The organism is Kribbella aluminosa (assembly GCF_017876295.1).
Taxonomy (GTDB): Bacteria; Actinomycetota; Actinomycetes; order Propionibacteriales; family Kribbellaceae; genus Kribbella; species Kribbella aluminosa.
In genome coordinates this window covers 3,820,017-3,834,646 of record NZ_JAGINT010000001.1, presented here as the reverse complement: position 1 = coordinate 3,834,646, position 14,630 = coordinate 3,820,017, and the positions used below count along the sequence as shown (strand labels likewise).

Annotated in this window: 12 protein-coding genes; 3 read left to right on the top strand and 9 right to left on the bottom strand. The window is 67.4% G+C overall.

The genetic code is table 11. From position 1 onward, the window contains the following. Positions 1-27: 27 nt before the first annotated feature. Positions 28-1,545 (bottom strand): glycerol kinase GlpK, encoded by a 1,518-nt coding sequence (glpK, locus tag JOF29_RS18310; protein WP_209695389.1) that lies wholly within the window; start codon positions 1,543-1,545, stop codon positions 28-30. 27 nt (positions 1,546-1,572) lie between these two features. Further along, on the bottom strand, positions 1,573-2,406 hold the full coding sequence (locus JOF29_RS18305) for an MIP/aquaporin family protein (protein WP_209695388.1): 834 nt from the start codon (positions 2,404-2,406) through the stop codon (positions 1,573-1,575). 254 nt (positions 2,407-2,660) lie between these two features. On the opposite strand from JOF29_RS18305, the gene JOF29_RS18300 reads away from it, so the two are divergent. Then, entirely contained in the window at positions 2,661-3,995 is a 1,335-nt protein-coding gene (locus JOF29_RS18300; RefSeq protein ID WP_209695387.1) for an alpha/beta hydrolase, read from the top strand. Then, positions 3,992-4,795, top strand: a complete 804-nt coding sequence (locus tag JOF29_RS18295) for an SGNH/GDSL hydrolase family protein (RefSeq protein ID WP_209695386.1) — start codon at positions 3,992-3,994, stop codon at positions 4,793-4,795. The genes JOF29_RS18300 and JOF29_RS18295 overlap by 4 nt, the downstream gene beginning before the upstream one ends. Before the next feature lie 22 nt (positions 4,796-4,817). Here the strand turns inward: JOF29_RS18295 and JOF29_RS18290 are convergent, their stop codons facing one another. Beyond that, positions 4,818-5,474 (bottom strand): maleylpyruvate isomerase family mycothiol-dependent enzyme, encoded by a 657-nt coding sequence (locus tag JOF29_RS18290; RefSeq protein WP_209695385.1) that lies wholly within the window; start codon positions 5,472-5,474, stop codon positions 4,818-4,820. Positions 5,475-5,579: 105 nt separating this feature from the next. Between JOF29_RS18290 and JOF29_RS18285 the strand changes: the two genes are divergently transcribed. After that, on the top strand, positions 5,580-6,635 hold the full coding sequence (locus JOF29_RS18285) for a sigma-70 family RNA polymerase sigma factor (protein WP_307863437.1): 1,056 nt from the start codon (positions 5,580-5,582) through the stop codon (positions 6,633-6,635). 41 nt (positions 6,636-6,676) lie between these two features. Here JOF29_RS18285 and JOF29_RS18280 read toward each other — a convergent pair whose 3' ends face one another. The 6 genes from JOF29_RS18280 to JOF29_RS18255 form a co-directional block, all read right to left on the bottom strand. Beyond that, positions 6,677-7,744, bottom strand: a complete 1,068-nt coding sequence (locus JOF29_RS18280; RefSeq protein ID WP_209695384.1) for an ABC transporter ATP-binding protein — start codon at positions 7,742-7,744, stop codon at positions 6,677-6,679. A gap of 11 nt (positions 7,745-7,755) precedes the next feature. Next, positions 7,756-8,826, bottom strand: coding sequence for an ABC transporter ATP-binding protein (locus JOF29_RS18275; RefSeq protein ID WP_307863435.1), 1,071 nt, complete (start codon positions 8,824-8,826; stop codon positions 7,756-7,758). Continuing rightward, positions 8,823-9,836: an ABC transporter permease gene (locus JOF29_RS18270; protein WP_209695383.1), complete on the bottom strand. Its 1,014-nt coding sequence runs from the start codon at positions 9,834-9,836 to the stop codon at positions 8,823-8,825. The genes JOF29_RS18275 and JOF29_RS18270 overlap by 4 nt, the downstream gene beginning before the upstream one ends. Before the next feature lie 95 nt (positions 9,837-9,931). After that, positions 9,932-11,707, bottom strand: coding sequence for an ABC transporter substrate-binding protein (locus JOF29_RS18265; RefSeq protein ID WP_209695382.1), 1,776 nt, complete (start codon positions 11,705-11,707; stop codon positions 9,932-9,934). A gap of 56 nt (positions 11,708-11,763) precedes the next feature. Then, complete coding sequence (locus JOF29_RS45375) at positions 11,764-12,756, bottom strand: ABC transporter permease (protein ID WP_209695381.1); 993 nt, start codon at positions 12,754-12,756, stop codon at positions 11,764-11,766. A gap of 230 nt (positions 12,757-12,986) precedes the next feature. Then, a complete protein-coding gene (locus JOF29_RS18255; RefSeq protein ID WP_209695380.1) occupies positions 12,987-14,558 on the bottom strand; it encodes an ABC transporter substrate-binding protein in 1,572 nt (523 codons plus the stop codon). Positions 14,559-14,630 lie beyond the last annotated feature (72 nt).

Below are 14,630 nucleotides of genomic sequence, written 5' to 3'. Positions count from 1 at the left end.
TCCTTCCGAGCTAGTTGAATCGCTGATTCAGTCGACGTCGACCCAGTCGAGGGTGCGCTGCACGGCCTTCTGCCAGCCGGCGTACCCCTGGGTCCGCTGCTCGTCGTTCCACTGCGGCTCCCACCGCTTGTCCTCGTTCCAGTTCTGTACCAGCTCGTCCTTGTTCTTCCAGAAGCCCACGGCGAGCCCGGCCGCGTACGCCGCACCCAGCGCGGTCGTCTCCGCGACGACCGGCTTGCTCACCGGTACGCCGAGGATGTCCGCCTGCATCTGCATGCAGAGCTCGTTCGCCGTGACCCCGCCGTCGACCTTCAGTACGTCGAGGTGCACGCCGGAGTCCTTGGCCATCGCATCCGCGACGTCCTTGCTCTGGTAGCAGATCGCCTCCAGTGTCGCGCGCGCCAGGTGCGCGTTGGTGTTGAACCGCGACAATCCCACGATCGCCCCACGGGCGTCGGACCGCCAGTACGGCGCGAACAGTCCGGAGAACGCGGGCACGAAGTACACGCCGCCGTTGTCCTCGACCTGCCTGGCCAGCGTCTCGGTCTCGCTGGCACCGGAGATGATGCCGAGCTGGTCACGCAGCCACTGCACCGCGGAACCGGTGACCGCGATCGAGCCCTCCAGCGCGTACACCGGCGCCTCGTCGCCGAACTTGTAGCACATCGTGCTGAGCAGGCCGGCCTTCGAGCGGACCAGCTCGGTACCGGTGTTCAGCAGCATGAAGTTGCCGGTGCCGTAGGTGTTCTTCGCTTCACCAGGGTTGAAGCACACCTGCCCGACGGTCGCCGCCTGCTGGTCGCCGAGGTCGCCGGTCAGCGCCACGACGCCGCCGAGCGGACCGTTGGCCAGCGTCTCGCCGTACTTGTTGGGGTCCGACGACGGCCTGATCTCCGGCAGCATCGACCGCGGGATGTTGAAGAAGCTGATCAGCTCGTCGTCCCAGTCCAGGGTCTCGAGGTTCATCAGCATCGTGCGGCTGGCGTTGGTGACGTCGGTGATGTGTACGCCGCCGTCGGTGCCGCCGGTCAGGTTCCACAGCAGCCAGGTGTCGGTGTTCCCGAAGATCGCGTCCCCTGCCTCGGCGGCGGCGCGGACGCCGTCGACGTTCTCCAGGATCCACTGCACCTTGCCGGCCGAGAAGTACGTCGCCGGCGGCAGCCCGGCCTTCTGCCGGATCACGTCGCCCTTGCCCTCGCGGTCCAGCGCCGAGGCGATCCGGTCGGTCCGGGTGTCCTGCCAGACGATCGCGTTGTAGTACGGCCGGCCGGTCTTGCGGTTCCAGACCACCGCGGTCTCGCGCTGGTTGGTGATGCCGAGCGCCGCCAGGTCACTCGCGTGCAGGCCTTGAGCGTTCAGCGCGGTCTGGATGACCGCGGAGGTCCGCGTCCAGATCTCGACCGGGTTGTGCTCGACCCAGCCGGCCTGCGGGAGGATCTGTTCGTGCTCGAGCTGGTGCTTGCCCACCTCGTTGCCGGAGTGGTCGAAGATCATGAAGCGGGTGCTCGTGGTGCCCTGGTCGACAGCACCGACGAAGTCAGCCATGGAAGTTCCTCTCCTCACAGAACGATGTCATGCGCTCGTCTTCTCCTCCGGGATCCGGCCCGGCTCCTCGTCCGCGTCCGCGATCGGCAGGAAGCGGCCGATCAGCTGGTCGTAGATCAGGGCGCCGAGCAGCGCGCCGAGGATCGGCGCCACGATCGGTACCCAGAAATAGACCTCGCCGAACTGGTCCTTGAACGCCCCGCCGTATCCCGTGATGAAGGATGCCAGCCGCGGACCGAAGTCACGGGCCGGGTTGATCGCGTAGCCGGCGTTCGTACCCCACGCCATGCCGATGCCGACGACGACCAGACCGACGATGAACGGTGTCAGGTTCGCGGCCGGGGCCGTGTTCCGCAGGTCGGTGATGGCCAGGATCAGCAGCATCAGGATCGCCGTACCGATGATCTGGTCACGGAAGCCGCCCCAGAGGTGTACGCCGATGTCCGAGCCGTTGCCGGGCAGCGTCGAGAACACGATCTGGCTCTTCCGGGTCAGCCCCGGGTCGAACTTGTTCAGTGCCTCGGTGTAGTTCCAGCGAACCACGAGCGCCGCCAGGAACGCCCCGAGGAACTGCGCCCCCGCGTACGGCGCCACCTTTTTCCAGCTGAACCCGCGGAACGCCGCCAGCGCGATGGTGACCGCCGGATTCAGGTGCGCGCCGGTCATCCGGCCCGCCACGTAGATGCCCAAGGTGACGCCCAGACCCCACGCCCACGCGATCGAGTCGTGGTTGCCGATCCCACCGGCGACCACCTGCGCCACCACGCCGACGCCGAACAGGATCAGGATGAACGTGCCCAGGAACTCGGCGGAACACTCCCCCAGAAGGGTCTTCGCCTTGACCGTCTCGGTCGTAGCCATACCGAACCTCCCTTCCTCGCCGTGACGACCACGGCTGGCTGGAATGTAAGAGCGAACCGCGCGCGGAACAACGCCTGCCGTTCGACATTGTCGAACGACGGCCACCGAGCTTCTGGTTACGACACTCGGTGACTGACTGATCACTCAGATGTACGAATCTGAGCGGACGCTGAGTGGTCCCCGCACCGGCATGCCAACCAACCGGGGTTGTGCGGCGTCTGGGGTTTGGGTCTACTCGGCTTCGGAGGAAATTGATGAACGTATCGCTGCTCGGGGGCTGGTTTCCGGCGATGCTCGACGTGCTCGCCGCCGGTGCGCTGATCGCGGCCGTCGGCTGGCGCGACCACAAGTGGCACTGGCGGATGCTCCCGCTCATCGCAGGCGTCACGGTGCTGCTGACCTTGCTGGCGGCGTACCCGGGGTCCCAGGCGCTCGGGGTGACCGATCCGCTGCCGTTCTCGGTGTGGCTGTGGCTGGGTCTCGCCATCGCCGCCCTGCTCGTGCTGGCCGCCGGCTGGCGGACCGCGCGGTGGTGGCGACGGGGCATGGCGGTCGTGGCCGCGGCGCTCGCCGCGCTGGTGTGCGCGAACGGCGTGAACCAGTTCGTCGGGTACTACCCGACCATCGACTCCGCCGTGAGCGACTGGACCAACACCCCGTTGGCGGGGCAGGTGTCGATCGCGAGGCTCCGGCATGAGGCCAACGCGGTGAAGCCTCCGGGCGTCGGGAAGCTCGTCCAGGTCGTCATTCCCGCGACGTACAGCCACTTCAAGCACCGGCCGGAACTGGTCTACCTGCCGCCGATCTGGTTCGTAAAGGCCGAGCACCGGCATCCCCTGCCCGTCGTCGAGCTGATCGGCGGCGAGCGCGGCGGCCCGGGCGACTGGGTCCGGCTCGGCAATGCCGTCCAGGTGTCCGACCAGTACGCCCGCCTGCACCACGGGTACGCGCCGATCCTGGTGTTCGCCGACGCGACGGCGCGGTTCACCAACGACACGGAGTGCGTGAACGGCCCGCGCGGGAACGCCACCGACCACCTCGACCAGGACATCCCGAAGTACATCCAGAAGACCTTCGGTGCCTCCACCGACCCGGCGCAGTGGGCGGTCGCCGGGTTCTCGATGGGCGGAACCTGCGCGCTCGACCTGGTCGTCGAGCACCCGGACGTGTTCAGGCACTTCATCGACGTCTCCGGCGACCTCGCGCCGTACACGAGCACGCCGTCCGCCACCCTGCACGACCTGTACGGCGGCAACGTGACGCTCCAGCACCAGAACGAGCCGCTCCTGGTGATGAAGGCACACGGTAAGTACACGGGCGTGAACGGTCTGTTCCTGACCAGCACCCAGGAACACCGCCACCAGCGCGAGGCGCATGAGCTGTCCAAGGCCGCCGCCAAGGTCGGGATCTGGTCCCAGGTCCAGATCTCCCCCGGGACGCATGTGTGGCAGTTCGCAGCGCCCGCCTTCGCGACGGCCTATCCTTGGCTTGCGAACCAACTGGCCCTCCCGGGGTCCCAGCAACACCACCCGACCAGTCAGCTCGCCCTTCCCGGGCACCACGAAACGAGGCGCACGAAACCCGCGTGATCCAGACACTTCGACGGCTATCCGTTGGCCTGGTCGTACTCATCGTCGTCACCGTGATCAGCAACGCCGACACGGTGAGTGGAGTCTTCCGGCCGCCCCCAGCCGGTCAGGTCCAGGTCGTGGCCCTCGGTGACTCGGTCACGTCCGGCTCCAACTGCAACTGCTCGGCGTTCCCGCAGATGTACGGCGACCTGCTCCAGGACCGCAGCGACACCACGGTCGGCGTCACCAACCTGGGCGTCGGCGGACTGGACTCGACCGGGCTGCTGCAGACGCTGGACCAGCCCAACTCCCCCACCGAGGTCGCCACCGCGTCCGCGAACGTCGTACTGCTGACGATCGGGGCGAACGACTTCGGCGACCACCACGACGACGTCACCAGCGGGCAGTGCTCGGCCGACTGCGTGGCCGACGAGTTCGAGCAGCTGACCGTGAATCTGGGCAAGATCCTGTCCCGGATCCACGCGCTCCGGGACAACCGGCCGACCACGATCCTGATGACCGGCTACTGGAACGTGTTCGAGGACGGCGAGGTCGCGGCCCGCCAGTACCCCGCCAGCGGCCGGGTCGCCAGCGACCAGCTCACGCTCCGCACCAACGGCGCGATCAACTCCGCTGCGGCCGCCGACGACGCGACGTACGTCGACATCTACACCCCGTTCAAAGACAGCTCGAACATCACTTCCCTGCTGGCCGCCGACGGCGACCACCCGAACGCCGCCGGCCACTCCCTGATCGCCAGCGTCCTCCTCGCCTCCACACCCAACCCTTTGCCTCACCCCCCGCACCAGGGAAAGTAGACACGCCCCGCGGTCACACCGTTTAGCAGCGGTCACGTAGGGTCGCGGCACCGTCGCCTTCGAGTTCGTCGCAGTAGGTTCTGCGCCCGGTCATCGCCATCGTCAACGCCAGGCTGGTACCGGACACGAGCGCGCCGGAACCAACGGCGAACGGCCCGTCGGTTGCGACGAGTCGAAGGCCACGGATCCGTCCCTTGGCGAGGACGACCTGGTCGGAGCCCCGGTAGTACTCGGCCACCGCCGTGACCGTCGTGATCGGGTAGTCGCGGCGAATGCCCAGCGGCCGTCGGATGTCCTCCCCATGCACGATCGATTCGCCCAGCATCGCAATGATCGGGAGGGGTGGCTTGGTCGTGCTCGTGACCACGCGGCGGAACCGCTCCAGCGTCTCGGCCGCGGTCCCGCCCAGTTGCTCGGCCAGCCGCATCGCCACCTGCTTGTCGAAGTCGAACCGGCACCGGATCACGCCCGCAAGCCACTGCACGGGGTTGAGGCTCGCCGCCGCGGTGAGGTGCGCAAGGACCTCACGCACCGACAACCCGGTGCACAACGACGGCGTCACCCACTGCTCGCCGGTCAGATCCGCGAGGTCGACTGCCAGCGCGGCCCGCTCGGCGTGGATCAGCGGCCAGATGTCGGTCGCGCGGTGGTAGCCTGCTTTCGGTTCTGTCTCGGCCATGTCGGAAGGGTCTCCTGTCGTGGGTCGTGCTCTTCACTGCGCCTGGCCGGAGCGGCCGTGACCTGTCTGAGGTGGGACTCCCACCGCGGGCCAGAATCGTCGCTTGTGAGCGAATTTTCTTTCCCCGCACAGGACACGGCGGCGATGGGTGCCGAGGATGTCGACCTGGGCAAGGCGCGTGACGGGGACAACGGCGCGTTCACACGCCTCGTGACACCACTGCGCCGAGAGTTGCATGCCCACTGCTACCGCATGCTCGGCTCCACTCACGACGCCGACGACGCCCTGCAGGACGCCCTGCTGCGGGCATGGCGGGGGCTCGCCCGCTTCGAGGGCCGCAGTTCACTGCGCACGTGGCTCTACACCGTGGTGACTCGCACCTGTCTGGACGTCGCCGAAACCCGCGGCAAGCGTGCCCTGCCCGTCGACCTCGGCCCGTCCAGCGACCACGCCGTGCTCGACGGCAACGCCCCGCTGGCCGACGTCGCCTGGCTTGGGCCCTACCCCGACGCGAACCTCTCCGGCAGCCAAGCCGGCCCGGACGCGCGCTACGAGCAACGCGAGGCCGTCGAACTCGCCTTCGTCGCCGCGCTGCAACACCTGCCGGGCAACCAGCGCGCTGCCCTGCTGCTCTTCGATGTCCTCGGCTTCTCCGCCGCCGAGATCGCCACCACGATGAACACCTCGACCACGTCGGTGAACTCCGCTCTGGCACGAGCCCGCAAGATCGTCGCGGAAAAGGTGCCCTCCCGCACCCAGCAGCAGACGCTGCGGAACGTCGACGACGGCCGCCTGCGGAAGATCGTCGCCGAGTACGCCGCCGCACTGGAGAACGGCGACGCCGACGCCTTGGTCGCGCTGCTGACCGACGATGTCACCTGGTCGATGCCGCCGCTGCCACACTGGTACCACGGCATCGAGGCCGTCACAGACTTCGCCGTACAGGTCCCGCTGACCCGCTGCCCCAGTTGGCGGCACGTCCCGACCAGCGCGAACGGCCAACCGGCCGTGGCGTTCTACCTGGGAAACGACGCCACCGGCCCGCACCTCGCCTGGTCGATCACCGTGCTGACGCTGCGAGGCGAACACATTTCCGATCTCACCTCGTTCATCGGCCCCGACCACTTCACGCCCTTCGGACTGCCCGCCGCACTGCACTGACCCGGCAGGCAGCACCTGCCCCTTCGGCTCGTCCGTCTGGATCAGCTGTCCTGAACGGTCTTGGCGGCCGGGGGTTCCAGGTTCTCCGGGAAGTGGCACGCTGTTTGGTGACCGGGGGCCAGTTCGAGCAGGGGTGGTTCTTGGGTTTTGCAGATTTCCTGGGCCTTCCAGCAGCGGGTGTGGAAGCGGCAGGCGGGGGGTGGGTTGATCGGGCTGGGGACGTCGCCCTGGAGGCGGATGCGATCCTGCTTGCCCTTGCGCTTGGTGTCGGGGACCGGGACGGCGGACAGCAGGGCGACCGTGTACGGGTGCATCGGGCGTTCGTAGAGGCTGACCCGGTCGGCCAGCTCGACGATCTTGCCGAGGTACATGACCGCGACGCGGTCGGACACGTGCCGTACGACGGACAGGTCGTGGGCGATCATCACGTACGTCAGGTCGAACTCGTCCTGCAGGTCCTCGAGCAGGTTCACGACCTGGGCCTGGATCGACACGTCCAGCGCCGACACCGGCTCGTCCGCGACGATCAGCTTCGGGCGCAGGGCCAGCGTACGGGCGATGCCGATCCGCTGCCGCTGGCCGCCGGAGAACTCGTGCGGGTACCGGTTGTAGTGCTCCGGGCTCAGGCCGACGAGTTCGAGCAGCTCCTGCACGGCCTTCTTCACGCCGTGCTCGGTCTTCACGTTCTGCAGGTGGTACGGCGCGCCGACGATCTTGCCGACCGTGTGCCGCGGGTTCAGCGAACCGTACGGGTCCTGGAAGATCATCTGGATGTCGCGGCGCAGCGGGCGCATCCGCCCCTCGCTGAGGTGGCTGATGTCATGCCCCTCGAACACGATCTTCCCGGCGGTCGGCGTCTCCAGCCGGGTGAGCAGCCGACCGGTCGTGGTCTTGCCGCAGCCCGACTCCCCCACCAGCGACAGCGTCTCGCCCTGCTTCACGCCGAAGGACAGGCCGTCCACCGCCTGCACGGCGCCGACCTGGCGCTGCAGCAGCCCCTTGCGGATCGGGAAGTGCTTGACGAGGCCGTCGACCGAGAGCAGCTCCTCGTTCGCCTTCGGGGCGTTCGGAGTCGGTCCTGAGCTTGATCCCGTGTCAGTAGTAGTCACAGTCGTCCCGTTCAGAGCTTCGGCTTGATGTCGGTCTCCCACGCCTCGCGGCGGTTCTGCGGGGAGAGGTGGCAGGCCACCATGTGGCCGTCGCCGGTGTCCAGCAGCTCCGGCCGCTCGGTCTCGCTGAGGCCGTCGTTCAGGTGCGCGTAGTTGCAGCGCGGGTTGAACGCGCAGCCCTTCGGCACGTTGATCAGGCTCGGCGGCGTGCCCTTGATCGGGATCAGCCGTTCGCTGCGCTCCCGGTCGATCCGCGGCATCGACCCGAGCAGACCCCAGGTGTACGGATGCTGCGGCCGGTCGAAGATGTCCTCCGCGGTGCTGTACTCGACCGCGCGCCCGGCGTACATCACCTGGATGTCGTCGGCCAGCTCGGCGACCACCCCGAGGTCGTGGGTGATGATGATGACCGCGGAGTTGAACTCCCGCTGCAGGTCCCGGATCAGGTCCAGGATCTGCGCCTGCACGGTGACGTCCAGCGCGGTCGTCGGCTCGTCCGCGATCAGCAGGTCCGGGTCGCAGGACAGCGCCATCGCGATCATCGCGCGCTGCCGCATGCCGCCGGAGAACTGGTGCGGGTACGCGTCGACGCGCCGGTCGGGCTGCGGGATGCCGACCCGGTCCAGCATCTCGATCGCGTGCTTGCGGGCGACCTGCTTGCTGACCTGGTTGTGCACCCGGTACGCCTCGATGATCTGGTGCCCGACCGTGTAGAACGGGTGCATCGCGGACAGCGGGTCCTGGAAGATCATCGCCATCCGCTTGCCGCGGAGCAGCCGGACCTCCTCAGGCGACGACGACACCAGGTCCTGGCCGTCCAGGAAGATCTGGCCGCTGATCTTCGCGACGCCCGGTTTGTGCAGGCCCATGATCGACAGGCTGGTGACGCTCTTCCCGGAGCCGGACTCGCCGACGATGCCGAGCGTCTTGCCGCGCTCGAGCTTGAACGACACCCCGTCGACCGACTTCACCACACCGTCGTCGGTCGGGAAGTGCACCTTGAGATCGCGCACGTCGAGGAACGCCTCACCGCGCTCGACCCGCTGCTTCGGGGCGTCTTGTACTTCGATGGGCTCACTCACGAGATCCGCACTCTCGGGTCGACAACGGCGTACAGGAGATCCACGACCAGGTTCGCGAACACGATGAAGAACGCCGCCACCAGCGTCACGCCGAGCACCTTCGGCAGGTCGTTGGCCTGCAGCGCGATGACGGCGTACTGGCCGATGCCCGGCAGCGAGAACGTGGTCTCGGTCAAGATCGCGCCACCCATCAGCAGCCCCAGGTCCAGGCCGAAGATGGTCAGGATCGGCGTCAGCGCGGACCGCAGCCCGTGCTTGATCACCACGTCCCGCTCCTTCAGGCCCTTGGCCCGCGCGGTCCGGACGAAGTCCTCGTTCATCGTCTCGAGCATGCCGGCCCGAGTGAGTCGCGCGTACGCCGCGGCGTACAGGAACGCGAGCGTCACCCACGGAAGTATCAGGTCGTACGCCCACCACAACGGGTTCGTCTCGTCGAGTGGGTTGGTACCACCCTGGACCGTCCAGCCGAGACCGTAGCTGAAGATCGACAGCGACAGCAGGCCGGTGAAGAAGATCGGTAGCGAGACACCGGCCAGCGCCACCGACATGAGTGATCGGTCGAGCACGGACCCGCGTCTCAGTGCGGAGATGATGCCGGTGCCGACACCGGTGATCAGCCAGATGAACGCCGCACCACCCGCCAGCGAGGCGGTGACCGGTATTCGCGCGACCAGGTCGGGCCACACCGGGGTCTGGGTCAGGTACGAGTACCCGAAGCACGGTGCCGGGCAGTGCTCGGTGCCCGGGCCGTAGTTGTACTCCGTGCCGGCGACCAGTCCTTTGACGAACCGGCCGTACTGGACGTAGAGCGGATCGGTGAAGCCGAGCTTGACCGCGGTCTCGTGGATCTGCTCCTTGCCGACGCTCCGGCCGACGTACCGCGAAGCCAGGTCGTCCGGCGTGGCACCGCCGAGCCGCGGGACCAGGAAGAAGATCGAGAACGTGACTGCCGTGACGATGAAGAGCAGGATCACTGCCCCGATCAGCCGGCGGATCAGATATGCGAGCACCGTGCGCGGCGTGGTGACCGGTGATCATCGCTGATCACCGGTCACCGTCAGCCTTCACCTACCTCTGCTGGCGAAATGATGGTTGGTCGGAGCAACTACTTCTGCGCGACACCGATCGCCGCGTAGTCGTACATGTTCTGACCGTCGTTGGTGAAGACGTTGGCCAGCGTGTCCGGACGGTACAGCAGGCCCTTGGCCCAGATGCCCGGCAGCGCGGCCGCCTGCTCCATGACCTTCTTGTCGATGTCCACCCAGATCTTGTTCCGGGCGGTCTCGTCGGTCGTCTTCAGCGCCTGGTCGATCATCGTGTCGACCTCGGGGATGCGGATACCCAGGTTGGTGTTACCACCGGCGTCCCGGATCACCCGGCTGTCGACGATCTGGCTCAGGAAGCCGAAGCCGTCGTTCCAGTCCGCGCCCCAGCTGTAGACGATCAGACCGAGCTTGTTCGCCTTCGCGAAGTCAGGCTTGCCGGCGTACAGCTTGGTGTAGTCACCGGTCGGGTAGGGCTTGGTGGTCAGGTTGATGCCGACCCGCTTCAGCGACTGCTGCAGCATCTCGGCGACCGCCTTCTCCTTGGCCCGGTCGGTGCGGTAGGTGACGTTCATCGCGAAGCCGTTCGGCTGACCGCACTGCTGCAGCTCGGCCTTGGCCTTGTCGACGTTGCCGTTCTTGTCGGTCTTGAAACCGTAGTCGTCGAACTGCTCCGACCCGCTGACGCCCGGCGGCATCAGGTTCGTCGCGATGTCGCCACCGATCGGACCGCCGTACGCACGCTGGTAGCCCTCGTGGTCGGCGGCGTACAGCACGGCCTTGCGGCAGTGGATGTTGTCCAGCGGCGGGACCTGGCTGTTCAGCACGGTGAAGTTCAGCCGCGGCGCCGGCACGTTGTCGGCGTGTGCCTTCAGCTTCGGGTCGGCGAGGATCTTCGCCTGGGTCTCCGGCTGCACACCGGTACCGGCGAGGTCGACGTCCAGGTCACCGGCCAGCAGCCGGTTGTCGATGTCGGTGCCCTCGACGTTGTAGGCGATGGTGATCTTGTCCGGCAGCGCCTTGCGGCCCGAGTCCGGGTCGGTCGCCGGGTCGTACTGGTCGTTGCGGACCAGGTCGAAGCCGCTGTTCGGGTTGTAGGTGCCGAACTTGTACGGACCGGTCGCGATCGGGTGCTCCTTGTACTTCGCACCCGTGTCCTTGGCCTGCGGCACCGGGGCCGTCGACGGCAGCTGGGCGAAGTAGTCGAAGCTCGCGAACGGCTTGTTCAGGTGGAAGACGATCGTGTTGTCGTCAGGCGTCTCGATCGCCTTCGCCACCCCGGCCAGCGTCTTGTCCTTGTAGACGCTGTAGCCCTTCGGGATGTCGAGCAGGAAGTCGTTGAAGTACGTCGGGCCGTTCGGCAGCGTGACCTTGTCCAGCGACCGCGCGACGGCGTACTTGACGTCCTTCGAGGTGACCGGCGTACCGTCCTCGAACTTGATCCCCTTGCGGATCTTGTAGGTCCAGGTCGTGGCGTTGTTGCTCGGCACACCGGGCGCCTCGGCGAGGTCCGGAACCGGCTTGGCTCCTTCCGCACCCGGCGCCGCCTTGAACGTCATCAGCGGACGGACGTAGTTGCGCACCAGGTTCCAGGACAGGCCGTAGTAGGTGTCACCCGGGTCGGTCGAGTCCCATTGCTGGGTGATCGCCATCCGCAGCGTGCCACCCTTTTTGTCGCTGGGTTTGAAGTCCTTGCCCACAGCGGCGTTGAACTCGGCCGTCGCGCCGCCGGCACTGGATCCGCCGCCCGGCGACGCCTTGGGTCCCCCGCAAGCCACCAGGCTCAGGGCGACGGCCGCACTGACGGCGGTGGCCGTCGTGATGCGATTCCATCTCATCTCTTCTTGCACCCCTTTATTTGTGAGAGCCCAGGCTCCCTGGTTGGAGAGAAGTCCTACCGCGACCGCGGGTCGAGCGCGTCGCGCAGCCCGTCGCCGAACAGGTTGAACGCCAGCACCGTGATGAAGATCGACAGACCCGGCGAGATCATGTACCAGGGGTCGACCGAGTACCACTTCGCCGCGATCGACAGCATGTCGCCCCAGCTGGCGGTCGGGGGGCGGACGCCGACGCCGAGATACGACAGACCCGCCTCGAAGAGGACGTTGGTCGGGATCAGCAGGGTCGCGTAGACCAGGATCGGCGCGATCAGGTTCGGCAGCAGTTCGGTGAACAGGATGTACGGCCGGCCCGCGCCGAGGCTGCGGGCCGCGTCGACGAACTCGCGTTCGCGCAGTGACAGCGTCTGGCCGCGGATGATCCGGCCGATGTACGGCCAGCTGAAGAAGCCGATGATGAAGACGATCAGCGCGACCCGCAGCGCGTCACCCTGGAGGCCGAGGATCGAGTCCGGTACGGCGCCGACCAGCGCGAGCGCGAACAGCACCAGCGGGAACGCCAGGAAGATGTCCATCAGCCGGCTGATCAGGGTGTCGACCCAGCCGCCGAAGTACCCGGCGACGATCCCCATCACGACCCCGATGACCACCGACAGCAGCGTCGCCAGGAACGCGATCAGCAGCGAGATCCGGGCGCCGTAGACGATCCGGGCGAAGATGTCCCGGCCGTTCACCGGCTCGACGCCGAGCGGATGGCTCCAGCTGACCCCGCCGAACTTGCCGATCGGCGTCTGCAGCGACGCGTCCACGAGGTCCTGATGGAAGTCGTTCGGCGTGACCCCGACGAGCTTGCACAGCAGCGGGGCGAACACCCCGACCAGCATCAGGATGATCACGAAGATCCCGCCGGCGATCGCGACCTTGTCCCGCTTCAGCCGCATCCAGGAGATCTGCCAGAGCGACCTGCCCTCGATCTTGCCGACGCCTTCGAGCACCGCCTCCGGCTGGGCTGACGATGATGCGGGATCGACCTCGAGTGGCGCGCTCACGCGATCTGTACCCCTACCTCGTTCGTCGGATGAACCGGAACGAAATCCGGTATGACTGCCGCCTTAACCTGCCGCCATTACACCCCGGAGTCAAACGCGGAAAGTGCTGCGTTGCCCGATCGTGATCGTCAGGAAATCGTCCCGTATCGTGGACATTCCGCAGTAAACCACGGCGTCGCACCGACGGTCGCCGGGACCTCGCGAACCGTTACTGCCATGGCATTTTTGTGTCAGTGCCGTAATCCGGACAAATACAGGAACGACAGCGGGTCGAGCGCGGTTTTCACGTTCTGCAGGTCCTTGCCGGCCACCACGGTGACGTGTCCCTGCCAGAGCGGGATCACCGGTGCCTCCCGCGCGATCACTCCCTGTAGCTGACCGATCAGGTCGTCGCGCTGCAGACCGTTCTGCTCGCCGCGTTCCTGCTGCAGCAGCTTCGTCGCCGCCGCCGACCGGTACCCGTTCGACGCGAACGCACCGTCGGTCGCGACGAACGGCCGCAGGTAGTCGTCGGCGTCCGGGTAGTCCGGCGTCCAGCCGGCCATGAACACGTCGTACGCCCCGGCCGCCGTCGCCTGCTGGTACTGCGGCCACTCGGCGCTCCGCAGCGTCATCCGGAACAGCCCGGACGCCTCGAGCTGCCGCTTCAGCTCCAGCACCTCGGCCTTCGCGCCCACGCCGTACTGCGAGGGCGTCCAGCCGACCGTCAACGGCACCGGTACGGCGATGTGCGCGTTCCTCAGCATCGCGGCGGCCACGGTCTTGTTCGGCTGCTTGTACTCCGTCCTGAACGCGTCCACCTGTCCGCCGAAGCCCGGCGGTACGACCGAGAACAGCGGCGACACGTGATCGCCGTACGCCGTCTTCGCGAGTGCGGCCCGGTCGACGACCTGCGCCACGGCGCGCCGGATCGCCGGGTTGCGGGACAGCAGCGACTTCATCTGGAACGCGTACAGCCGGATCTCCGCGGCGCCCGCGTCGACGACCTGGACGCCGCCGGCGGTGCGGAGCTTGTCGAGCAGCGCCGGGCCGAGACCGTGGAACGCGAGGTCGGTCTTCCCGGTGGCGATCTGCCGGTAGAGGTCCTCAGCGCTCGGCACGGTGGTGATCGTGACGCCGTCGTTCTGCGCCGCCCGCGGACCGTGGTAGTTGGTGAACTTCGTCAGCGCGACCTCGGCGCCCGACTTGAATCCGGCCAGCTGGTACGGCCCGCTGCCGATCGCCTTGTCCTGCAGCAGCGCGTCCGCCGGGTAGGACTGCTCGTCGACGATCGACGCCGCGGTCGTAGTCAGCAGGTACGGCAGCCGCGCGTCCGGGCTGGTCAGGTTGAACACGGCGGTCAGCGGATCCGGCGTACTCACCGACTTCACCGACGCGAACAGCGGGGCCAGTCCCCCGGGCGTCCGCAGCTTGACCAGCCGGTCGAAGCTGAACTTCACGTCCGACGAGGTCAGCTGGTGCCCGTTCGGGAAGGTCAGGTTCTCTTTCAGGCTGCAGGTGTACGTCGTCGGCGAGTCGAACTGGCAGTCCGCCGCGTCCGGCACCGGCGTCGGCTTGTCCGGAAGGATCGTCAGCAGCGTCTGGTAGAGGTTCGCCTGGACGGTCCGCGAGGCCACGTCGTACTGGCCGGCCGGGTCGAGCGAGGTGACCGAGTCCGTGGTCGCCAGCCGCAGCAGCATCAGCTTCGGCGTCTGCTCCCCCGGGTGCGGCGCATTGTCGTCCGGCTGACCACAGGCAGCCAGGCAGATCCCCAGCGCACCGACAGCCACGGCCGCCGACAACCGGCGCACCCAGTCACTCACCGTCTCACCTTTCCCCAGCCCGTTACCCCACCTGCATAATCAACGACCCCCGAGGGCACCAAGTGACGGTAG